Origin of the sequence: Clostridium sp. UBA4395, from assembly GCF_002390995.1 — a bacterium.
Classification (GTDB): domain Bacteria; phylum Bacillota; class Clostridia; order Clostridiales; family Clostridiaceae; genus Clostridium_J; species Clostridium_J sulfidigenes.
The window spans coordinates 72179-94027 of sequence record NZ_DGRF01000077.1 but is presented as its reverse complement, the minus strand read 5'-3'; the positions used below and the strand labels follow the sequence as shown (position 1 = coordinate 94027).

20 protein-coding genes are annotated in these 21849 nt (G+C 30.8%); 3 read left to right on the top strand and 17 right to left on the bottom strand.

Annotated elements, in window-relative coordinates; all coding sequences use genetic code 11:
• Nucleotides 1-83: 83 nt before the first annotated feature.
• The 17 genes from B2694_RS14260 to B2694_RS14180 all read right to left on the bottom strand — a co-directional run bounded on the left by B2694_RS14260 (nt 84) and on the right by B2694_RS14180 (nt 16824).
• Nucleotides 84-1532 (bottom strand): coproporphyrinogen III oxidase, encoded by a 1449-nt coding sequence (locus tag B2694_RS14260; protein ID WP_346886310.1) that lies wholly within the window; start codon nt 1530-1532, stop codon nt 84-86.
• A gap of 61 nt (nt 1533-1593) precedes the next feature.
• Complete coding sequence (locus B2694_RS14255) at nt 1594-2196, bottom strand: MBL fold metallo-hydrolase (protein WP_346886309.1); 603 nt, start codon at nt 2194-2196, stop codon at nt 1594-1596.
• 36 nt (nt 2197-2232) lie between these two features.
• Nucleotides 2233-2682: a D-aminoacyl-tRNA deacylase gene (gene dtd, locus B2694_RS14250; protein ID WP_346886308.1), complete on the bottom strand. Its 450-nt coding sequence runs from the start codon at nt 2680-2682 to the stop codon at nt 2233-2235.
• Nucleotides 2683-2697: 15 nt separating this feature from the next.
• On the bottom strand, nt 2698-4869 hold the full coding sequence (locus tag B2694_RS14245; RefSeq protein ID WP_346886307.1) for a bifunctional (p)ppGpp synthetase/guanosine-3',5'-bis(diphosphate) 3'-pyrophosphohydrolase: 2172 nt from the start codon (nt 4867-4869) through the stop codon (nt 2698-2700).
• Between the two features lie 106 nt (nt 4870-4975).
• A complete protein-coding gene (locus tag B2694_RS14240; protein WP_035134477.1) occupies nt 4976-5494 on the bottom strand; it encodes an adenine phosphoribosyltransferase in 519 nt (172 codons plus the stop codon).
• A 123-nt stretch (nt 5495-5617) separates the two neighbouring features.
• Nucleotides 5618-6463, bottom strand: coding sequence for a DHH family phosphoesterase (locus tag B2694_RS14235; protein WP_346886306.1), 846 nt, complete (start codon nt 6461-6463; stop codon nt 5618-5620).
• Between the two features lie 252 nt (nt 6464-6715).
• Entirely contained in the window at nt 6716-8860 is a 2145-nt protein-coding gene (gene secD, locus B2694_RS14230) for a protein translocase subunit SecD (protein WP_346886305.1), read from the bottom strand.
• 168 nt (nt 8861-9028) lie between these two features.
• Nucleotides 9029-10393 (bottom strand): thioether cross-link-forming SCIFF peptide maturase, encoded by a 1365-nt coding sequence (scfB, locus tag B2694_RS14225; protein ID WP_346886304.1) that lies wholly within the window; start codon nt 10391-10393, stop codon nt 9029-9031.
• Between the two features lie 58 nt (nt 10394-10451).
• Nucleotides 10452-10589, bottom strand: coding sequence for a six-cysteine ranthipeptide SCIFF (gene scfA / locus B2694_RS14220; protein ID WP_035134469.1), 138 nt, complete (start codon nt 10587-10589; stop codon nt 10452-10454).
• 27 nt (nt 10590-10616) lie between these two features.
• The gene (locus B2694_RS14215) at nt 10617-10985 is read right to left on the bottom strand and encodes a TIGR04086 family membrane protein (RefSeq protein WP_346886303.1); all 369 of its coding nucleotides are present in this window, start codon (nt 10983-10985) and stop codon (nt 10617-10619) included.
• Between the two features lie 54 nt (nt 10986-11039).
• Nucleotides 11040-11330: a preprotein translocase subunit YajC gene (yajC, locus tag B2694_RS14210; protein WP_346848654.1), complete on the bottom strand. Its 291-nt coding sequence runs from the start codon at nt 11328-11330 to the stop codon at nt 11040-11042.
• A 51-nt stretch (nt 11331-11381) separates the two neighbouring features.
• Nucleotides 11382-12509 (bottom strand): tRNA guanosine(34) transglycosylase Tgt, encoded by a 1128-nt coding sequence (gene tgt, locus B2694_RS14205; protein WP_346886302.1) that lies wholly within the window; start codon nt 12507-12509, stop codon nt 11382-11384.
• A 16-nt stretch (nt 12510-12525) separates the two neighbouring features.
• Nucleotides 12526-13554, bottom strand: a complete 1029-nt coding sequence (gene queA, locus B2694_RS14200) for a tRNA preQ1(34) S-adenosylmethionine ribosyltransferase-isomerase QueA (RefSeq protein WP_346886301.1) — start codon at nt 13552-13554, stop codon at nt 12526-12528.
• Nucleotides 13555-13592: 38 nt separating this feature from the next.
• Complete coding sequence (ruvB, locus tag B2694_RS14195; RefSeq protein WP_346886300.1) at nt 13593-14600, bottom strand: Holliday junction branch migration DNA helicase RuvB; 1008 nt, start codon at nt 14598-14600, stop codon at nt 13593-13595.
• 37 nt (nt 14601-14637) lie between these two features.
• Nucleotides 14638-15231 (bottom strand): Holliday junction branch migration protein RuvA, encoded by a 594-nt coding sequence (ruvA, locus tag B2694_RS14190; RefSeq protein ID WP_346886299.1) that lies wholly within the window; start codon nt 15229-15231, stop codon nt 14638-14640.
• Nucleotides 15232-15524: 293 nt separating this feature from the next.
• On the bottom strand, nt 15525-16184 hold the full coding sequence (locus B2694_RS14185; protein WP_346886298.1) for a hypothetical protein: 660 nt from the start codon (nt 16182-16184) through the stop codon (nt 15525-15527).
• Nucleotides 16185-16410: 226 nt separating this feature from the next.
• Nucleotides 16411-16824 carry a DUF3785 family protein gene (locus B2694_RS14180; RefSeq protein ID WP_346886297.1) on the bottom strand — a complete coding sequence of 138 codons (414 nt, stop codon included), beginning with the start codon at nt 16822-16824 and terminating at the stop codon, nt 16411-16413.
• Between the two features lie 232 nt (nt 16825-17056).
• Here B2694_RS14180 and B2694_RS14175 point away from each other — a divergent pair, with 232 nt between their 5' ends.
• From B2694_RS14175 to B2694_RS14165, 3 genes are all read left to right on the top strand, one after another.
• Nucleotides 17057-18448, top strand: a complete 1392-nt coding sequence (locus B2694_RS14175) for a hypothetical protein (protein ID WP_346886296.1) — start codon at nt 17057-17059, stop codon at nt 18446-18448.
• A gap of 194 nt (nt 18449-18642) precedes the next feature.
• Nucleotides 18643-18936: a metalloregulator ArsR/SmtB family transcription factor gene (locus tag B2694_RS14170; protein ID WP_346886295.1), complete on the top strand. Its 294-nt coding sequence runs from the start codon at nt 18643-18645 to the stop codon at nt 18934-18936.
• Between the two features lie 158 nt (nt 18937-19094).
• A complete protein-coding gene (locus B2694_RS14165) occupies nt 19095-21587 on the top strand; it encodes a CoA-disulfide reductase (RefSeq protein WP_346886294.1) in 2493 nt (830 codons plus the stop codon).
• Nucleotides 21588-21849: the final 262 nt, after the last annotated feature.

The window sequence follows — 21849 nt, the reverse complement described above, 5'->3', positions numbered from 1 at the left end:
CCTATTTACTTATTAAGTCTAAAATATATTATAATATCATTACCCAAATGAATTTTTCTTTAAAACCTATGTACATAATTGTTTTAATATAGTGTATTGAGTAATTCTATCTTTCTAGCTATCATCTCGTCTATTCTACCATTATACTCTTTTACATCCTTGACATTTGCAAATCTCTCTATTCGATTTTCATCTAGGAAAACAACCTTTGAAACTCCATCTGCTCCAAGAGCTATAATAGTTTGTTTTTCCTCTATCATCTGAATATTATATATACATATTTTTTCATCTCTACAGTAGCCTACATTCTCCATGTTACCTACCATATTTTTTTGTCTATACATATAATAAGGTTTCATATTTAATTCTAAAGAAAGATTTTTTGTAGCTTCATACATAGCATTTAACTCATATTGATTAGGAATAGTAAACTGTCCCTTATTAACTAGATTTTCATATAGTCTAGAGCCTCTTTTAATAGACATACCATGTATAGTTATGCTATCTGGATTTAGTTTAAGTATTTCTTCACAACTTCTATTTATATGACTTAGCTCTTCTCCTGGGAGACCAACTATCATATCCATATTTATATTATCAAAACCTAGACTTCGCGCTAGATTAAAGCAGTTTTCTACATCCTTACTACTATGATTCCTACCAATGTTTTTTAAAGTAGCATCATTCATACTTTGGGGATTTATACTAATCCTATGAACCTTATATTTTTTCATAGATTGAAGTTTTCTTTCTGTTATACTATCTACCCTTCCACATTCTACAGTAAATTCTTTAACACCCTTACCTTCAACAAAGCACTTATATATCTTATTCATTATATCTTCAAATTCTTCATCATTTACAGAAGTAGGCGTACCTCCTCCAAAGTAGACACTTTCAATAGTTAAATTCTTTTCTGAAACATATTTACTTATAGCTTTTATTTCCTTGGTAATAGCATTAAGATAGTCTTTAACTAAAGTTGACTTTCCACCTATAGGATTTGAGGTAAAAGAACAATAACTACATCTAGTTGGACAAAAGGGCATACCCACATATATACTTATAGTATTTTTATCTTTGTTAACTACGCTTTTTTCGTACTTAGCTACATCAATACAAAGTTTTGTCTTCTCCTTGCTAGTTTCATGTCTATCCTTAAATTCTTTTATTACCTCTTCTTCACTATATCCTTTTTCTAAAAGATCTAGTGCTTTTTTAGAAGGCCTTATCCCAACTAAAGTTCCCCATGGAAGAACCTTGCCAGTGATATTTCTAAGATATATGAATAAGGACTTTTTAACTTCCTCTGAAAGCTTATAATTTCTATTGATTTCATAATTAAAGAGTCCTTCGGTTCCTTCAATTATAATACTTCCTGCTTCTTCATCTATATCTATAGATAAATCAAATTCCTCATTTACAAATTCTATATTAATAAAACTATAAAATAGATTTATCATAAGAAATATATCATATCTAAAATTCATATTACTTAGCTTTACTTTTATAGACTTTATATCCTTTGTCATATTTATCAAATCCTTATTTCAAATTACCTTCTTATAACTCAATATACAGTTTAATTTTTACCTATAAAAATGGGTTTTCCATTCTTTCTTGACCTATGGTACTACTTGGTCCATGGCCTGGGTGAACTGCCACACTATCACTAAGAGGCATTAAATAATTTTTTATACTTGTTATAAGCTCATTGTGATCCCCACCAGCTAAATCACTTCTGCCAACAGATCCCTTGAATAGAGTATCTCCAGTAAACACATTTCCATCTACTAAAAGACTTATTCCTCCTGGTGTATGTCCTGGCGTTGCTAAAACTTCTATTTTATAATTACCAAACTTTAATATATCACCATGTTTTAATAAAAGTTCTGCTCCACCTTCAATAAGTGGTCCATAATACATTATATTATTTAAAATCATATCATTATCTTCTTTAGCCATAGCTACAGTTGCTCCTGTTTCAGCCTTTAATCCATCTACCCCTGTAGTATGATCAAAGTGACCATGGGTTAATATGATATATTTAACCTTAGCTTCTAGTTGATTAAGAGCTTTACATACATCATCTATGTCCCCACCTGGGTCTAAAACTACAGCTTCCTTTGTTTCTTCATCAAATAATATATAACAGTTAGCAGCATAAACTCCTGCCATCATTCTTTTTATAATCATAGTATCACCTCAAAATGCCATATATTTCTTAAAATTTTAAAAATCTTTCTTACTCTCTAATAAAAGTGTTACTGGTCCATCATTTATAATTTCAACCTTCATATCAGCTCCGAATTCCCCTGTTTGAAGATTAGGTATTTCTTTTTTAAAGGCTTCAACTAGCTCATTATATAATTCTCTAGCAGCATCTCCACCTTGTGCCTTCATAAAATCAGGTCTCTTTCCCTTTCTACAATCACCATATAGAGTAAATTGAGATATTATTAATAGCTCCCCCTCTATATCTTGAAGCGAAAAGTTCATTCTCTCATCTTCATCTTCAAAAATTCTCATTCCAAGAACTTTTCTTACTATATAATCTATGTCTTCTTTAGTATCTTCCTTACTTATTCCCACAAGTAAGTTAATTCCTTTTCCTATTTCACTAATAACTTTATTATCTACTTCAACCTTTGAAGATTTAACTCTTTGTACTACAGCTCTCATATTAAGCACTCCTTTTTACTGTTTCTTCCTATAGACATCCTTAACATCCTTGATTTTCTTAAGTTTAGTTTGAATATCCTTTAAATGCTCTATACTAGAAATATTTATTTTTAGGCTTACAACTGCTGTATTTTTTTTATTTGTTACAGCACTTATTGATAAAATATTAGCTTTTACAAGCCCTAGTATCTCTATAATATCTGTAAGAAGACCTAGCCTATCCTCAGCTATTACTTCTATGTCAGCAATATATTTATCTTTATTTTCTTTTCCCCAAGCCACTTCAACTATTTTATGACTTTCTTTATCCTGTAGGTTAATTACATTCTTACAGTCACTTCTATGAATAGATACACCCTTGCCTCTTGTAATATATCCAATAATATCATCTCCATATACAGGACTACAACATTTTGCAAATCTGACTTGAATATTAGACATATCCTTAACTGTAACTCCAGAATAAGTATTATTCTTTTGTTTTTTACTTTTTTCTTCATGAATTAGCCTTAATTCCTCAAGTTTTAACTGCTTAGAGTTCTCTTTATCATAAGCATCCTTTAGCTTGCTTATCATATTATTAGGGTTTATGTCTCCAATGCCTACACCATGATATAAATCATCCATGTTCTTTAGGTTATATCTTCTAATAATTTTCTCAATAATGTCCTCATTAATTACTTGAGAAAATATACAATTTTGCTTCTTACACTCTTTATCTACTAATTCCTTTCCCTTTGCTATGGTCTCTTCTCTATTTGCCTTTTTAAACCAAAGTTTAATTTTACTCCTTGCTTGATTACTCTTAACTATATTAAGCCAATCAATGCTAGGTCCTTTTGAATTAGTAGCTGTAATTACTTCTACAATTTCCCCTGTTCTAAGCTTATAATCTAGAGGTACTATCTTCCCATTTACCTTACCTCCAACACACTTGTGACCTACTGCAGTATGGATAGCATAGGCAAAGTCTATAGGTGTAGAGTCATTTGGTAAATTTATAACATCACCCTTTGGAGTAAAAACAAATACTTCATCTGAAAATAAATCTATCTTAAAGCCTTCCATAAATTCTTCAGCATCAGAAGTCTCTCCTTGCCATTCTAGCATTTCTCTAAGCCAATATAGCTTTGAATCTAGAGATTTATCCTCATCTTGAACACTTTCTTTATATTTCCAGTGAGCTGCAATACCATATTCAGCAGTTCTGTGCATTTCAAAGGTTCTAATTTGTATTTCAAAGGGTTTTCCGAAAGGTCCTATTACCGTTGAATGAAGTGACTGATACATATTAGGTTTAGGCATAGCAATATAGTCTTTAAATCTACCCGGTATAGGCTTATACATAGTATGTACTATTCCCAATGCAGCATAGCAATTTCCAATATCATCTACTAATATCCTCACTGCTGTAAGATCAAATATTTGATCTATGGTTTTACTACTTTTTATCATTTTTCTATAAATACTATAGAAGTGCTTTGGTCTACCTTCTATTTCTGCTGTAATTCCACCCATATTAAGATTTAATTTAAGTTGTGATATTATATGACTTATTTGCTCTTCTCTTTCATTTCTCTTATCTGAAATCAGCTTTACTAAGTCATAATATTCTGTTGGATTTAAGTATCTTAATGCTAAATCCTCTAGCTCCCACTTTATTTTTGATATACCTAATCTATGAGCTAATGGCGCATATATATCTAGAGTTTCCTTAGCCTTTTCCTTTTGTTTATTCTCTGGCATGTATTTTAACGTTCTCAAGTTATGTAATCTATCAGCCAATTTTATAAGTATTACTCTTATATCCTTAGCCATAGCAAGAAGCATTTTTCTAACATTATCTGCTTGTTGTTCTTCTTTTGACTTATATTTTATTTTACCTAGCTTAGATACCCCTTCTACTAAATCTGCCACTTCTATAGAAAAGATGTTACAAACATCTTCATATGTATATTCTGTATCTTCAATTACATCATGTAAAAGACCTGCCACTATGGTAGAGGTATCAAGTCCTAGTTCAGCCAAAATACAAGCTACTTCTAAAGGATGAATAATATAAGGCTCTCCTGACTCTCTTTTTTGTTCTTTATGGGCATTTACAGAAAATTCATAGGCCTTATTTACAAAATTGATATCTACATTGTGACAATTACTATTAATTTTTTCTATCAATTTATCAATCATTGTAATACACTCCTAAAATTAAAGGCTGGTTAATGAACCAGCCACCTATTTAAACTCAGTAGTAATTATATACTATAACCCAAATTATTGCAATTTATGTTCAATTCTAAAATGGATAGTCTATAACAGACATAATATCATATTGTGCTATTTTTTCTCTACCTTTAAGTTCTGTTAGCTCTATTAAAAAGTCTATGGCTACAACTTCTCCACCTGATTCCTCAACAAGCTTTGCAACAGCAGCTACGGTTCCTCCTGTAGCAAGTAAATCATCAACAATTGCTACTCTCTGACCTTTTTTAATAGCATCCTTATGAATTTCTAACGCATCACTTCCATATTCTAAATCATAGGAAGTTTTAATAGTTTCATAGGGTAATTTACCAGGTTTTCTAACTGGCACAAAACCAGCTCCTAAAGCATAAGCTACTGGTACTCCAAATAAAAACCCTCTAGCCTCTGGTCCTATTACTATATCAATTTTTTTATCCCTCAAATGATTGGCAATAACATCTATTGACTCTCTTAATGCCTCTCTATCTTGAAGTAAAGTAGTTACATCTTTAAAACTTATACCTTTTTTCGGAAAATCTTCTATTATTCTAACTTTATCCTTTAAATTCATTTTCTACCCCTCCTAAAGCCTTTACCCAAACACATCTTTACTATAATTAAATTATATATTAACCTTGATATTTAATGCAATACTTTAAAAAATATGTATATTTAAATGCTTATATATATTATTCTATTCTAAACTCATCATAACCTCTTTATATAAGTATTTTGATATTTGCTTTGCTCTATAACTATCATTAGTGGTAAAAAGTTCAACAATTATTCTTGCATTATCTAGCTTATTCTTGGAAATCATCTTTGGTAAGAGCCTTATAATACCTTCATCATAAAACTTCATTATACCACCATAATTCCGCTCATGTTCTCTTATCAACGCCCTAACTCCATAGTTATTAGTTTGTTTTAATTTTTTGCACCCTTCTTCTACAAAGTATTTATTCTCTTCTTCTATTTCTATCTCTGTTGTAATTATACCCATCATTACTAAATCTAAATACTTTTGTGTGCAACTTATCTTATAATAAGAAGCTATAACTTCTATGAATTTATATATAAGAGAACAAGCTGTAAAATCCTTAAAAGGATAATTACACTTTGTTTGATAGGTATTTATTGTTATACAATTATTATCCTCTACTATGTGATTATGATAATCCGTTACAATTATATCTATGTTGTTTTCCTTACAAAGTTGTATTTCTGCTTTAGATTTAACTCCACAACCAACTGTTATAATTAAATTTGCTCCAAGACATAATAAATTATTCTCTATATCTTCTTTATTTAAATTTCTATCATTTCTATATACACTGGGTATATAATACTCTACATCACTATTTACATATCGTAATACTAACATAAGAAGAGATATGGCACATACGCTATCAAAGTCATGATAGCCATATATAACTATCTTTTCTCTCTCATTGATAGCTTTCACAATTCTGTTTAATGCAATTTTCATATTTCCTAATAGAAACGGATCATTATCTTTCCTATTCATACTATACTCCATATGCGCTCCTCCAAATTAGTTCCATGAGTAGTTTTTTGATCCCTTATATTTTCATCATATATTTCAGTGATCACATTCTCCTTGAACAAAAAACTTCTAACTCCATATTACTTGTACATATTATGGAGTTTAAGAAATCTATTTATAGAAAACAAATATATTATAATTTAAAACTGACAATTTTACAAACAAATTATTATAAAAATGGCGAAAAACATGATAAAATGTTTTCCGCCATGAACTTTGTTTATATTATGCTACTACTTTAGCTTTCTTTTTTTGCTTTGCATTTTTAATTATTACCCATAGTGGTGAAGCTATAAATATTGAAGAATAAGCTCCACAGGCAATTCCCACTATAAGTGGAAGTGAAAACTCTCTTATGGATGGCACTAAAACGTAAACTGCCACTATAGTTATAAGTGTTGTTAAGGATGTATTTATACTTCTAGTCATAGTTTCTTTTATACTCATATTAGCAACTTCTAATTGATCCATCCTTCTATTTCTCTTAACATTCTCTCTTATTCTATCAAAGATAACAATAGTATCATTAATAGAATATCCTACTATAGTCAAAATAGCCGCTATAAATGGTGAATTGGCTTGAATTCCAAATATAGCATAGAAAGAAAGAGTAATTAATACATCATGAAGTAAAGCTATAATAGATGCTGCTGCATAGCTAAATTCAAATCTAGCAGTGATATATATAAGCATAGCAATAGATGCTACTCCTAAAGCTAACAGTGCCTTCTTCTTTAATTCATTTCCAACAGTAGCTCCTATACTTTCCTTGCCAATAAGTGCACTATCTTCTAATGAATACTTTTCTTTTATTTCATCAATAAGAGCATTAGTCTTTTCTTCATTTAATACCCCTTCTTGAACAATAATTTGTATCTCTTTCCCTTCACTAGCTAATTTGGTAGAGTATTTATCTTTAGCATACTTATCAATAATAGTATTTACATCAGCCTTATTGAATTCTTTATTTATATCTAATGTAATTAATGTACCACCCTTGAAATCTATTCCATAATTTAAACCTTTGGTTGCTATAAATCCAACTCCAATAGCAATTATAATTATTGATATAGCAAACCATATTTTAGTCTTCTCTATTATTTTTAAACTACTAAATTCATGTTTTTTTCCTTCTCTTACGCCAAAATATGAAGGCTTATTTATCCACCCGGCATTTACAGCACTGTTAAGTAAGAACTTAGTAACAAAGAGAGCGGTAAAAATACTTATAAGTATACCTACAAGTAGTGTTACTGCAAACCCTTTTACAGAGCCTGACCCTAGAAAATATAACACTAACGCTGCTATAATTGTAGTTATGTTAGAGTCTAAAATTGATGATAATGCTCTATTGTATCCTGCTTCTACAGAAGTCTTAATGGATTTTCCTAACCTTAACTCTTCCTTAGTTCTTTCAAATATGAGAACATTGGCATCCACAGCCATACCAATGGTAAGTATCAATCCAGCTATACCAGCTAGGGTTAATACTACTCCAAATTGTGAAAATACAATAAGTACTAAGCTTACGTATAAAACAATAGCCACAGAAGCAATTATTCCTGGAACTCTATAGTATGCAACCATAAATAGTATTATACAAGCTATACCAATCATGGCTGCCCTTTTGCTAAGGGATAATGCTTCAGCTCCAATAGTTGGTCCTACTGTTTTAACTGAAATAGCTTCTATTTTTACTGGAAGAGCTCCTGAAGTTATGATACTAGCAATGGAATTTGCCTCTTCTAAAGAGCTCATACCTTCAATAATTGCTTTTCCATCACTGATAACAGCATTAACCTTTGGATTAGTTAAAATTTCACCATCCATTTTTATAGCTATACTTTTCTCTAAAAAAGTCTTAGTTGCTTCCGCAAATTTTTCAGTTCCAGCTTCATTTAATTCAAGGTTAACAATATACTTATTATCTTGAGATATATATGCTCCTGCTTCTTTAACCTCTTTACCAGTTAAAATTACTTTTCCATCTGGACCTTCAAAGGTTAATTCACCAGTTTTACCAATGGTGTCTAAAACCTTATCTGTATCAAACTCTCCGGGTATTTCTATTCTAATTCTATTTTCCCCTTCTTGAGTTATAGGAATTTCGCTTACTCCATCTTTATTTATTCTCATAGAAATAAGCTCTATAGTTCTATCTATAACAGCTTGATCTACCTTCTCCTCCTTTATCTCCATTAAAAGAGAAGTTCCTCCTACTAAATCAAGACCTTTATCAATACTACTTCCAAAGGTCTTGATTCTATAATCACCTAAATTCACCCCATAAAGACCAGAGTATGCAAAAAGACCTATTAATATTATTGCCATGATAACTACAATTCCACTTTTTCTATTTTTCCTCCTCATGGTTATCCCCTTCCTGTTATTAAATTGTATTTTTCTAATTGTCTATTTATTATTTATTTTACAGGTATTGTATGGATAAAATCAAGTATATATAATTTAATTTTCTGTATATTACTCATTTTTATCAAAATAAGGATAGAATTTAAAATTCTATCCTTTAAAACACAATTATTTATTCATTGTTTTCGCTTTTAAAGCAATAGCACACTCTATTCTCTTCTTTTGCATTTTACAACCTAATTCATATGGCACGTGAACATCACCATTAAAGTTAAAGTTGTTAGCTTGACATCCTCCACTACAGTAGAATCTTGCCCAGCAGTTTTTACATATAGGTTTATTATATATATGAGCATCCTTAAGATTTTGAACTATAGAAAAGTCCTTAACCCCTTCGTATATATCCCCCATAAGAAAGTCTTTATTTCCTACAAATTGATGACAAGGATATATTTCTCCATCAGGAGTAACTGCTACATACTCGTGTCCAGCTCCACATCCTGAAATTCTCTTATAGATGCATGGACCTCCTTGTAAATCTATATTGAAGTGATAGAATTTAAAGGATTTTCCTGCTTCATATTTTTCAACCATATATTCATATAATCTATCATATTGCTGAAAAATTGTAGGAAGGTCCTCTTCTCTTAATGAAAGTTCATGGTCATCAGGAAGTACTACTGGTTCAATAGATACTTCATCAAAGCCTAGCTCCACCATATGCTTTACATCTTCAAAGAAATCTGTATTTTCTCTTGTAAAAGTACCTCTTACATAATAAGTCTTAGACTTATCTCTTATATCTACCATTTTCTTTATTTTAGGTAATATGGATTCATAGGTACCAGTTCCATCAAATCTTATTCTTACTTTATCATTGACTTCTTTTCTTCCATCTATACTTAAAATTATATTTCCCATGTTTTTATCAAGGTAGTCCATTATTTCATCATTTAAAAGAGTAGAGTTAGTAGTCATAGTAAATCTAATGTTTTTCTTGTGAAGTTTTTCTTGTTCTCTACCGTAATCTACTATTTCCTTTATGATATCAAAGGCCATAAGTGGCTCTCCACCAAATAAGTCAATTTCTATATTTTTTCTTTTCCCTGAGTTTTTTATAACAAAATCTATAGCGTCTTTACCGGTTTGTGCGCTCATGGTTTTTCTACAACCCTTATATTCTCCTTCATCTGCAAAACAATATTTGCACTTCAAATTACAATCATGAATTATATTAAGACAAAGGGCTTTAATAGCTACCTCTGCTTGTCCACTCATCATTGCTATATTTTCATATAAATCTTTAGAATAAAGCATTTCTTCATGAACTAAAGATTCTAATTCCTCATATACCTCATCAACTTCTTCACTGGAGTATCTATCCTTATATATTTCTTTTAACTCGTCTTTAGTTTTAAGTTTATCTGAGTCTAACATGTCATATACAAGCTCATCTACTTCATGAACTGCACCTGAATTTACATCTATAACATAAAAATCATTGCCTTGTCTAAATTTATGAATTAATTCCATTGTTTTTCCTCCTAACTAAACACAAAGCAGTAACTTTTTGTTACTGCCTTTAAAATGATTAGTTTTCACACTCTAAATTAGCTACTGTACAAGAAGTTTTGCAAGCTGATTGACATGAGTTAGCACACTCTTTACAACCTGGTTTTTTTAAACTTTCTTTAATGTTAGATTTGTTGATAGTTTTTATATGTTTCATTTTTATTCCTCCTAAAATTGATAATATCTATAGATTCACTCCTAGCATTCCTGACAATGATCCTGCTGCTAATGCTAAAATTAATCTAACTATGTCTTTTCCTCCTAATGCCAAGTCATTTCCAAAGCATAAGGATACTATATAAAGTATTAACATATAAAATACTGCTACTAGCAACCCCACAAGCCAACCTTTACTTCCCATTTTTAATGTAGCATATATAGCTCCATATACCACACTAGCCAATGTAGCTATAACTAAAAATACTGATGTGACTGCGTCACTAAATGGGAAATATGAAGTAACTAGTGAATATACTAAAACGCAAATTACTGTTAAAATTGATGCTCTTAGCACCCCTACTCCTATAGCGGAATAATTAATTTTTTTATACATACCCAAAACCCCCTTATATTAATAAATATGTTTATATAAGGGGTTTTATGATGATTATGCCTTTATTTCTTCTGGTTCATTAGCTGATTTTGTAACTGAAGCAATACCTAGTTTGCTCATTTTTATTCTCGCTCTATCTGGACCGCTTTCTAAAATAATATATTCTTCTTGAATATTTATTATTCTTCCCATGATTCCACCTTTAGTCATAATCTCATCATTTATAGCTAAAGAATTCAACATATCATTGTATTGTTTCTTTCTTTTCTTTTCTGGCATGAAAATCATGAAGTAGAACAACACAAGTACAAGTACCATTGGAAGAAACGCCATTAAGTTTTGCATAATATCTCTCCTTTCACTAGTTATGTATATATTTTAAAAATAGATACCTAATTATTTTTTTCCCCACTCTGAAAGTCTTTGATTTTTAAATTCTTCAAAGTAATCTCCATCAATTGCATTTCTTATATCTTCCATTAATTTATTATAGAAATATAAGTTATGAAGCACACAAAGTCTCATTGCCAACATTTCCTTGGCTTTAAATAAGTGCCTTATGTATCCTCTTGTATAATGCCTACAAGTAGGACAATCACATCCTTCATCTATAGGTTTTTTATCTAATTCATATTTAGCATTCATGATGTTTATTTTACCATACTTAGTAAACACATGTCCATGCCTTCCATTTCTAGCTGGTAATACACAATCAAAGAAATCTACACCTCTTGAAACTGCCTCTAATATATTTTCTGGAGTACCAACTCCCATAAGATAAATTGGTTTATCCTCTGGAAGATATGGAACCACAGCATCAATAACTCTATACATGTCCTCATGACTTTCACCAACCGCCAATCCTCCAATTGCATATCCATCCAGGTCTAGTTTTCTAATGGTCTTAGCATGTTCTATTCTAATATCCTCGTAAACTCCACCTTGATTTATACCAAATAACATTTGCTTTGTATTTATTGTATTAGGATCTGCATTTAATCTATCCATCTCTACTTTACATCTTTCAAGCCATCTAGTAGTTCTTGCTACAGATTTTTCTACATATTCTCTTGAAGATGGATTGGGAATACACTCATCAAAGGCCATAGCAATAGTTGAAGCTAGGTTACTTTGAATTTGCATGCTTTCTTCAGGTCCCATAAATATTTTTCTTCCATCAATATGAGAGCTAAAGTATACACCCTCTTCTTTAATTTTTCTCATGCTTGCTAATGAGAACACTTGAAACCCACCTGAATCTGTAAGAATAGGTCTATCCCAATTCATAAATTCATGAAGTCCTCCCATTTTTTTAACCACTTCATCTCCTGGTCTTAAATGAAGATGATATGTATTTGACAATTCTACCTGACACCCGATTTCTTTTAAATCCATGGATGATACTGCTCCTTTTATTGCAGCCAAAGTTCCAACATTCATGAACACAGGGGTCTGTATTGTACCATGAGGAGTAACAAATTCCCCACGTCTAACTTTTCCACTCTTTTTAAGTAATTTATACACCTATTCATCGTCCTTCCTATTCATGGATAAACATAGCATCACCAAAACTAAAGAATCTATATTTGTTTTCTACTGCAATTTTATAAGCATTCATCACTATTTCCCTAGTTGAAAAAGCACTTATAAGCATTATTAAAGTAGATTCTGGTAAATGAAAATTAGTTATTATGGCATCTACTATTTTAAATTTATACCCTGGATATATGAATATACTAGTATATCCTGATTGTTCTTTAACTTGACCTTTTTCATTAGCTATACTTTCAAGGGTTCTATTTGATGTGGTTCCTACAGCTATAACTCTTTTCCCACTTCTTTTAGCATTATTTATTATTTCAGCATTTTCCTTATCTAAAATATAATACTCAGAATGCATTTCATGATCTTGAATATCTTCAGCTTTTACTGGTCTAAAGGTTCCAAGTCCCACATGTAACGTTACAAAAGCTATATTAATCCCCTTTTTTTTGATAGCTTGTAGTAGCTCATCTGTAAAGTGTAGTCCAGCTGTAGGGGCTGCTGCAGAACCTACTTCCCTTGAGTAAACCGTTTGATATCTTTCTCTATCTTCCAGTTTTTCTTCTATATATGGAGGCAATGGCATTTCACCAAGTCTATCTAATACTTCTTCAAATATACCATCATAGTAAAACTTTACTTTTCTATTTCCATTGTCTAAAACTTCTACTACCTCGGCTTTTAGTTCTCCATTTCCAAATACAAATTTAGCTCCAACTTTTCCTCTTTTGCCAGGCTTAACTAAGGTTTCCCATATATCATCTTCATGCCTATTTAAAAGCAAAAACTCCATTTTACCACCGGAGCCTTCCTTAGCTCCATAAAGTCTAGCCGGCATAACTCTTGTATCATTTAATACAAGACAATCTCCTGGATTTAAATACTCTATAATATCTTTAAACACTTTATGTTCTACTTCACCACTTTTTTTATTTAGAACCATAAGCCTTGATTCATCTCTTTTTTCTAAAGGATGCTGGGCTATTAATTCCTTTGGTAAATCAAAATAAAAATCCTTTACTTTCAAAGTCTATACACTTCCCTATTCTATCTATATGTTTATTTCTATAATATATGATCTGGAATAATCCTTCCTAAATGTTCATAGGCTTTCTTTGCCCCCATTCTACCTCTTGGAGTTCTTACAATAAACCCCTTTTGTATCAGGTATGGTTCATATACATCCTCAATGGTACTGACTTCTTCACCTATAAAATAAGCTAGTGTCTCAACTCCAACAGGTCCCCCATTAAAGTTATCTACTATGGCTTCTAATATCTTATTATCTAATCTATCAAAGCCTTCTCTATCCACTTCTAAAAGTTCAGCTGCTTGCTCCACCATGTTACTATCAATTACATTTATACCTTTAACCATAGAGTAATCTCTAACTCTTTTTAGTAACCTATTAGCTATCCTTGGCGTCCCTCTAGATCTCATTCCCAGACTAAAGGCACCTTCCCTATCAATTTCAACTCCTAATATTTCAGAAGACCTTAAAACAATTTCTTTAAGCTCGTCATCATTATAATATTCCATTGAACATAGTACTCCAAATCTATCTCTTAAAGGTGCAGTCAAAAGTCCTACCCTTGTAGTTGCTCCTATGAGGGTAAATTTAGGTAAATCTAGTCTTATAGATTTTGCTGATGCCCCCTTACCAATAACAATATCTAGAGCAAAATCTTCCATGGCTGGATATAAAATTTCTTCTACAGACCTATTCAATCTATGAATTTCATCTATGAATAATACATCATTAGTATTTAGATTAGTTAACAATGCTGCTAAATCCCCTGCTCTCTCTATAGCAGGACCAGATGTAATTTTTAAATTTCCACCCATTTCCTTTGCTACTATGTTAGCTAATGTAGTTTTACCAAGGCCTGGTGGTCCATATAATAATAAATGGTCTAAGGGTTCTTTTCTCATCTTTGCAGCTTTTAAAAATATATCTAACTTATTTTTAACTTTTTCTTGTCCTATATATTCCTTAAGTCGCTGAGGTCTTAAGGAATATTCTACTTCTATATCTTCCTCAATAATATTAGATGTAATAACTCTATCTTCCATAATCCCCCTCCTTAACTAAAAACCATTAATAAGGTTATTATCCCATTAAAATTTTCAAACATTCCTTTATAATATCTTCAACACTATTACTTCTATTAGCTTTTTCTATTGCTTTTTCTGCCTCTTTATCCGAGTATCCAAGAGCTATAAGTGCCCCCACTGCTTCTGATAGTTTTCCATTATCTATGTCAATATCACTAATAGTAGTTCCCTTTGGCATGGCGCCTCCTACGGTTATCTTATCCTTAAGTTCTAATATGATCCTTTGAGCAGTTTTCTTACCAATGCCCGGTGCCTTAGTTATTAATTTATCATCATCGGTAATTATAGCATACTTTAATGTAGAAACATTGGCAATAGACATAAGTGATAGTGCCGCCTTAGGTCCTACACCATTAATGGAAATAAGAAGATTAAACATGGATATTTCATCTTTAGTTAAAAAACCATAAAGCCCAATGAAATCTTCTCTTACAATTTGATGAGTATAAATCTTTATTTGTTGATCTATAGCTGGCATATTAGAAATTGTACTACCTGATGTGAAAATTTTATATCCAATATTACCACATTCTATAACTATATATTCCTTTTCTATAGACTTAAAAATTCCTTTTATATATTCATACATGCTTTGTCACCTATCTTTTTTATTTAACATTTGTTAATTCTTCATTACTATATAGTCATCATCTGCAAATTTAGACCTATAATCTATTATATACCTATATGTATTAATATTAAACTTCACTAATTAATTATATTACCTTACAATCGTAACTACATTATACTTTACCATCTACAATGTAACAATTCAATAAAAACTATTTTAAACTTATTTTAAATTAGATTTATACCATTTCTACAATTTCTCATGAAAAAAGAGTGCTTCAAAATTCCTTTCGAAACACTCCTTTTCTGATACTATGTGCTACAAAGAGCCTGAGCATATTCCATAGCCTCTTGTATATTGGAAAACTGATAATCTTTATGTCCTTCGTAGAATGTCCTCAAAAGATTACCTCTGTTCTCTATGTCGTTAATTTTTAAATACGACTGTCCATTATCATCTTTAGGATTCAATATCTTCTCTTCTACTACTTTTATTGTTCCATTAGAATCCTTATTATAAATAACAATATTTTCATCCTTTATTCCTATAAAATAAGAATCTTGTTTGTAGGAATATCCTTCTATGTCCTTTACAAATATAATATCTTCTTTTGTGAATTTTTCTACCTTGTATCCAAAACTAGAAAATATCTTTTCAGCCTGCTCCTGATTAAGACCAATCAAATTATCTTTTTCTACATTTATAGTTTTATCTAATTTATCATTAATCTTTACCTTACCTAAAGAGTTTTTATAGTTTAACATGAACTCTATATTACTTTTATCTGAAATTAATATATCATTCATATTTAAAAAGCTTGCTTGAGATGATTCGCCTAAAATTCCAGCTCCTCCATCTTTTGAACTTCTTAAGAAGGCTATACTCACAGTATAGCTAAGTAAAAAAACTATTATTCCTACAGAGGCTATAAAAATATATAATCCTTTATTTTTTTTATATCTTTCAATCATACAATCCCTCCTACTAGGAATTGTATCCAGCTTTGATATGTTTATACACTATTGCTTACAAAAATTTATAAATTATACATCTCCACTCTTCTTCCATTAAAGAGTATATGGAATTAACCTAAAAATATACACAGATAATTAAATTCATGCCACATATATTTAAATTCATGCCACAGATATTTAAATTCATGTCACAATTATTTAATTACATATCACAGTTATTTATTTACATATCACACTGTTCAACTTCTATGGCAAAATTCTTACAACTTTCACAGATGATAATGGATACTATATAACTTTCATCAATTTTTTTCATTCTCTCTAATTGGGAATAAGTAGTGGTTTCAAACTCATTACTTATATTACTAATTATATATTCTCCTTGTTTAGTAAAAATATAAAAATGATACTCTAAATATCTATAATGTTTTTTATCTATAGCTTCACTATTTCCACATGCTTCACAGTTATCAGCATAATATTCATAGTCAAATTCTACTTTTTCTTTACCTTCTTCTAAAATTTCTAATACTTTTTCTATGGTAAAATCTTGTACTTCCTCAGCTTCAATATAAGAAAGGCTATCTTCTGATAAAATAAACTCTTGATCCTTATGTTTAAATTTAAAATTATTCATATTATTTCTCCTCAATTCTTCAATTTGTTCCAAAATATCATACTATTATTATATATTATTTAAAACTATTTAAACAGTTTTATTCATAATATAAAACTCTTATATTTTTAGTCCATAGAACTAACTAATGGAAATCTGAATTTTTAAAATTTCCATCTTGCTTTTTTAACACTAATTTCTCCTGTCAGCATATTCTATTATTAAATTAGGATAAGTTAGTAGGAGGCTACAAATGATTGAATTAACCGCAATACACTATATATATTTAATTTTTATTATATTAATTTTAATAGCAATGATAAAAAAATTAGACTGTTCCCTTATTTGCATTGTTGGAATAGTATTAATTGCATTAATTAGCACTAAATCTATTCCTGCATCTTTAATTAGTATTTTTAATAGTTTTATCTACTCAATTACGGAATTACTGCCAACAATACTTATAATATCTATAATTGCTGGATTAAGTAAAGCATTATCCTATACTGGCATAAGTAAAGTTATAATAGAACCCTTTAGTAAGTTTATGAAAAATGATTTTATAGCCTTTTGGGGTATAGGTATAATAATGATGATTATTTCTTATTTCTTTTGGCCATCTCCAGCCGTTGCACTAGTTGGAGCTGTATTAGTTCCTGTGGCTATTAAATCTGGTCTCCCTGCCATAGGTGCTGCCATAGCTATGAATCTTTTCGGTCATGGTATTGCATTATCTACAGACTTTGTAATTCAAGCTGCTCCAAAGTTAACTGCGGATGCTGCCGGTATTCCTGTATCTGAAGTAGTTAAAGCTAGTGTTCCTCTTATAATTATTATGGGAATTGTCACTACTGTTACAGCCTTTATCATGTTAAAGAAAGATATGAAAAATGGAACCCTTGAAAATCTCACCTACACTGAATATTCAGAAGAGGTTGAGTCTACAGATGAATCTCTTTTAAGCAAAGGATGGAAATCCTTTTTTGCAATATTAATTCCTCTTCTCTTTGCTATTGATGTATTTTTGATGGTTTCTTTAAACTTAAAAGGTGGAGATGCTACAGCACTAATCGGTGGTACAACCTTAATTATACTCATATTGATATCTATAAAAGCTTATAAAAAGGCTTCTCTTGATAAAATCACTAGACATCTGGTAGAAGGCCTCCAATTTGGCTTTAAAGTTTTTGGAATAGTAGTTCCAATTGCTGCCTTTTTCTATGTAGGTGGTGATGGATTTACAGCTATTATAGGTAACTATTTACCTACGGGCTCATTAGGTATAGTAAACGACTTGGGATTTGCCCTTTCTAAGGCAGTTCCACTAAACAATTTTTTAAGTGCTTTCGGTGTAACTACTGTAGGTGCAATCACTGGACTAGATGGTTCTGGATTTTCAGGTATAGCTCTAGCCGGTTCCACTGCAAATTTATTTGGAACAGCCACTGGTGGAAATGTGGCTACTTTAACTGCTCTTGGACAATTAGGTGCTATTTGGGTAGGCGGAGGCACATTAATACCTTGGGCAATTATCCCCGTTTCTGCTATATGTAAGGTATCACCTTTTGAGCTTGCAAAGCGCAACTTTAAACCAGTAGTTTTGGGTTTAATTGTTACTACCATAGCAGCCCTATTCTTCTTATAATATTTAATTCAACTAAACTTCATAGAGAGGTTTATTATCACAGAAGTTTAGTTGAGTTTAATTTTTTATATTACAACACAATATCTAAAATTAAAATAAGTTAATGTTTTAAATATATATTTTTTTATTTTTCATTGACACATTTGTAACTATATCGTATTATATGAATATAGTGATATGGAGGTGTATAAAACATGACTGAGAATGACACATTTTTAACTAACCCAAAACTCTTTGAAGAAAAAGCAAATATTTTAAAGGCATTAGCCCACCCCGTAAGACTATGCATTGTTAAAGGTCTCATTGAAACTGGTGGAAGCAATGTTACCAATATGCAAAACTGCTTAGATATGCCTCAATCAACTATATCTCAACACCTTGGAAAGCTAAAAGCTTTTGGCATTATAGACTGGCAGCGTAATGGTCTTGAAATTATATATAGTGTTAGTGATGAGAATATAAAAAGGTTAATAGAAGTATTATTTTAACTATTAAGAAGTCAAAATTCTTTAGACTTCTTTTTTATAAATATTTTAAATCGTATTATTATGATATATAAATATTAAGATTTAATTGTTCCTGAGTATTGTAAAGGTTATATTGTTTATACTATTTGTATTGTTTAATATTGAAAGGAGATTTTATTATGAGTAAAAAAGTTATTATCGTTGGTGGAGTTGCTGGTGGCGCTTCTACTGCTGCACGTTTAAAAAGACTAGATGAATCTTTAGAAATAATTATGTTTGAAAAAGGGGAATATATTTCTTTTGCCAATTGCGGACTTCCTTATTATATAGGTGAAACTATAAAGGAAAGAGATAATCTTCTAGTGCAAACAGTAGAAGGCATGAGTTCTAGATTTAATATTGACATAAGAAACTTTAGTGAAGTTATTAAAATTGATAAGGATGCTAAAAAAGTTACTGTAAAAAATCATAGTTCTTCTCAAGTTTATGAAGAAAGTTATGATGTATTAGTTTTATCACCGGGTGCTAGTCCAATAACTCCACCTATTCCTGGACTTAAAGAAGCAACCAATTTATTTACTCTTAGAAATATACCAGATACAGATAAGATTAAAGCCTTTGTTGATAATAACTCTCCAAAGGAAGCTGTAATTGTTGGTGGTGGCTTTATAGGTCTTGAAATGGCTGAAAACCTTAATGAAAGAGGAGTTTCTGTAACTCTTGTAGAGATGGCAGATCAAGTAATGGCTCCTCTAGATTACGAAATGGCAGCAATAGTTCACGAACATCTACTTCAAAATGGAGTTAATTTAATTCTTAAAGATGGAGTTAAATCCTTTGAAAACCGTGGTAAAAAAGTAGTTTTAAATAGTGGTAAAGAAATTGTAACAGACATGATTGTTTTATCAATAGGAGTTTCTCCTGAAAGTAAGATTGCCATAGATGCTGGTCTGGAAGTTAACAATAGAAAAGCAATTGTTGTAAATAAAGAAATGAAAACTTCTGATGAAAACATCTACGCGCTTGGTGATGCTGTAGAAGTAATTGATTGTATAAATGGTAATCCAACTATGATTCCACTTGCATGGCCAGCTAATAGACAAGGGCATGTTGTAGCTGATAATATCTGCGGTAAAAAAGCTGAATATAATGGTACTTTAGGTTCTTCTGTAGCAAAGGTATTTTCACTAACTGTTGCAACTACAGGCAATAATGAAAAAACTTTAAAAAGACTTAACTTAGAGTATAAGGCAATCCATTTACATCCAAATTCCCATGCTGGTTACTATCCTGGTGCCTTCCCTATCTCTCTTAAAGTTTTATTTAATCCAAAGGACGGAAAACTATTAGGAGCACAGGGTGTAGGTTTAGATGGGGTAGAAAAGCGTATTGATGTTATAGCTACTGCTATAAAAGGAAATCTAAAAATAATGGATTTACCAGAACTTGAATTATGCTATGCTCCACCATATTCTTCTGCAAAAGACCCTGTTAATATGGCTGGATATATAGGAACTAATATAATGGATAATTTGGTTTCTATAGTTCAATGGGATGAAGTTGATAATTTAATAGCTAACAATGAATTTATTCTAGATGTAAGAGAAGAGATGGAGTTTGAAGTTGGTCATATAGAAAACGCTTTAAATATTCCTCTAAATACTCTTAGAAATAACTTAAATAAGATACCAAAGGATAAAACAATCTATGTTTATTGTCAAGTAGGTCTTCGTGGATATATCGGCTGTAGAATACTTTCTCAATATGGATTTAATTGTGTGAACTTAGATGGTGGTTATAAAACTTATACTACCGTTAAATCTTCTTTAAATGATAAAGATACTCAATCTAACTTAAATAATAATACTGAAGACTGTACTTGTGAAACTAGTGCTTCTTCTAATATAGAAGATTCTAGTAAAGTTACTGTAAGTCTTGATGCTTGTGGACTTCAATGTCCAGGTCCCATTAGAAGAGTTTTTGAGGAAATTGGCAAAATGAAGGATGGAGATATCTTAGAAGTTAAAGCTTCTGATCCAGGCTTCCAAAAGGACATCAATAGTTGGTGTAGTAAAACAGGAAATACTCTTGTAAAAGGTGAATTTGATAAAAAAGAAAAAACCTTTGTGGCATTAATCAAAAAAGGTACCTCTCAAGATTTAACAAGTAGCCCATCACCTATTAGCTGTGATATTTCTAAGAAGGATGGTGCAACCCTTGTAGTCTTCAGTGGAGACCTTGATAAAGCTATAGCTTCCTTCATCATAGCTACTGGTGCAGCATCCATGGGAAAACCAGTTACCATGTTCTTTACTTTCTGGGGACTTAATATCTTAAAAAGAAAAGATAAGCCTTCTGTTAAAAAGGATACTATGGAAAAAATGTTTGATATGATGCTTCCAAGTAGCACTGGAAAGCTTCCATTATCTAAAATGAATATGGCTGGTATGGGTCCTGCTATGATTAAAAACATTATGGCTAAAAATAATGTAGATGACCTTGATACTTTAATTGCTAATGCTCTTAAAATGGGAGTTAAAATCATTGCTTGTGTCATGTCCATGGATTTAATGGGTATTAAACATGAAGAATTAATTCCTGAAGTTGAGGTTGGTGGAGTTGCAACGTATTTAGCTTCCACAGAAGATGCTGGACTTAACTTATTTATTTAATGAATGCACCACAGATAAATAGTCTTATAGTTAAATTTTTATATTCCTATTTAAATAAAGGATTATCTCAACAAAGAGATAGTCCTTTACTTATTTGAATCACTCTATAGCATAAACAAACATATTAAATTATTCTTTTTCCTTAGGAGATTTAATTCCTGCCTTTGAAGATATATGATCTTTTACATTTCCAGTCTTAGGATTACTTGGAGTATGTTCATGCTTTTTATGATTTTTAGCCATTTTTAATACCTCCCATATA

What these genes read in the sequence shown, in the direction of transcription:
- B2694_RS14260 (WP_346886310.1), bottom strand. Translation starts at nt 1,532, where the DNA reads ATGACAAAGGATATAAAGTCTATAAAAGTAAAGCTAAGTAATATGAAT.
- B2694_RS14255 (WP_346886309.1), bottom strand. Translation starts at nt 2,196, where the DNA reads ATGATTATAAAAAGAATGATGGCAGGAGTTTATGCTGCTAACTGTTAT.
- dtd (WP_346886308.1), bottom strand. Translation starts at nt 2,682, where the DNA reads ATGAGAGCTGTAGTACAAAGAGTTAAATCTTCAAAGGTTGAAGTAGAT.
- B2694_RS14245 (WP_346886307.1), bottom strand. Translation starts at nt 4,869, where the DNA reads ATGATTGATAAATTGATAGAAAAAATTAATAGTAATTGTCACAATGTA.
- B2694_RS14240 (WP_035134477.1), bottom strand. Translation starts at nt 5,494, where the DNA reads ATGAATTTAAAGGATAAAGTTAGAATAATAGAAGATTTTCCGAAAAAA.
- B2694_RS14235 (WP_346886306.1), bottom strand. Translation starts at nt 6,463, where the DNA reads ATGGAGTATAGTATGAATAGGAAAGATAATGATCCGTTTCTATTAGGA.
- secD (WP_346886305.1), bottom strand. Translation starts at nt 8,860, where the DNA reads ATGAGGAGGAAAAATAGAAAAAGTGGAATTGTAGTTATCATGGCAATA.
- scfB (WP_346886304.1), bottom strand. Translation starts at nt 10,393, where the DNA reads ATGGAATTAATTCATAAATTTAGACAAGGCAATGATTTTTATGTTATA.
- scfA (WP_035134469.1), bottom strand. Translation starts at nt 10,589, where the DNA reads ATGAAACATATAAAAACTATCAACAAATCTAACATTAAAGAAAGTTTA.
- B2694_RS14215 (WP_346886303.1), bottom strand. Translation starts at nt 10,985, where the DNA reads ATGTATAAAAAAATTAATTATTCCGCTATAGGAGTAGGGGTGCTAAGA.
- yajC (WP_346848654.1), bottom strand. Translation starts at nt 11,330, where the DNA reads ATGCAAAACTTAATGGCGTTTCTTCCAATGGTACTTGTACTTGTGTTG.
- ruvB (WP_346886300.1), bottom strand. Translation starts at nt 14,600, where the DNA reads ATGGAAGATAGAGTTATTACATCTAATATTATTGAGGAAGATATAGAA.
- ruvA (WP_346886299.1), bottom strand. Translation starts at nt 15,231, where the DNA reads ATGTATGAATATATAAAAGGAATTTTTAAGTCTATAGAAAAGGAATAT.
- B2694_RS14185 (WP_346886298.1), bottom strand. Translation starts at nt 16,184, where the DNA reads ATGATTGAAAGATATAAAAAAAATAAAGGATTATATATTTTTATAGCC.
- B2694_RS14180 (WP_346886297.1), bottom strand. Translation starts at nt 16,824, where the DNA reads ATGAATAATTTTAAATTTAAACATAAGGATCAAGAGTTTATTTTATCA.
- B2694_RS14175 (WP_346886296.1), top strand. Translation starts at nt 17,057, where the DNA reads ATGATTGAATTAACCGCAATACACTATATATATTTAATTTTTATTATA.
- B2694_RS14170 (WP_346886295.1), top strand. Translation starts at nt 18,643, where the DNA reads ATGACTGAGAATGACACATTTTTAACTAACCCAAAACTCTTTGAAGAA.
- B2694_RS14165 (WP_346886294.1), top strand. Translation starts at nt 19,095, where the DNA reads ATGAGTAAAAAAGTTATTATCGTTGGTGGAGTTGCTGGTGGCGCTTCT.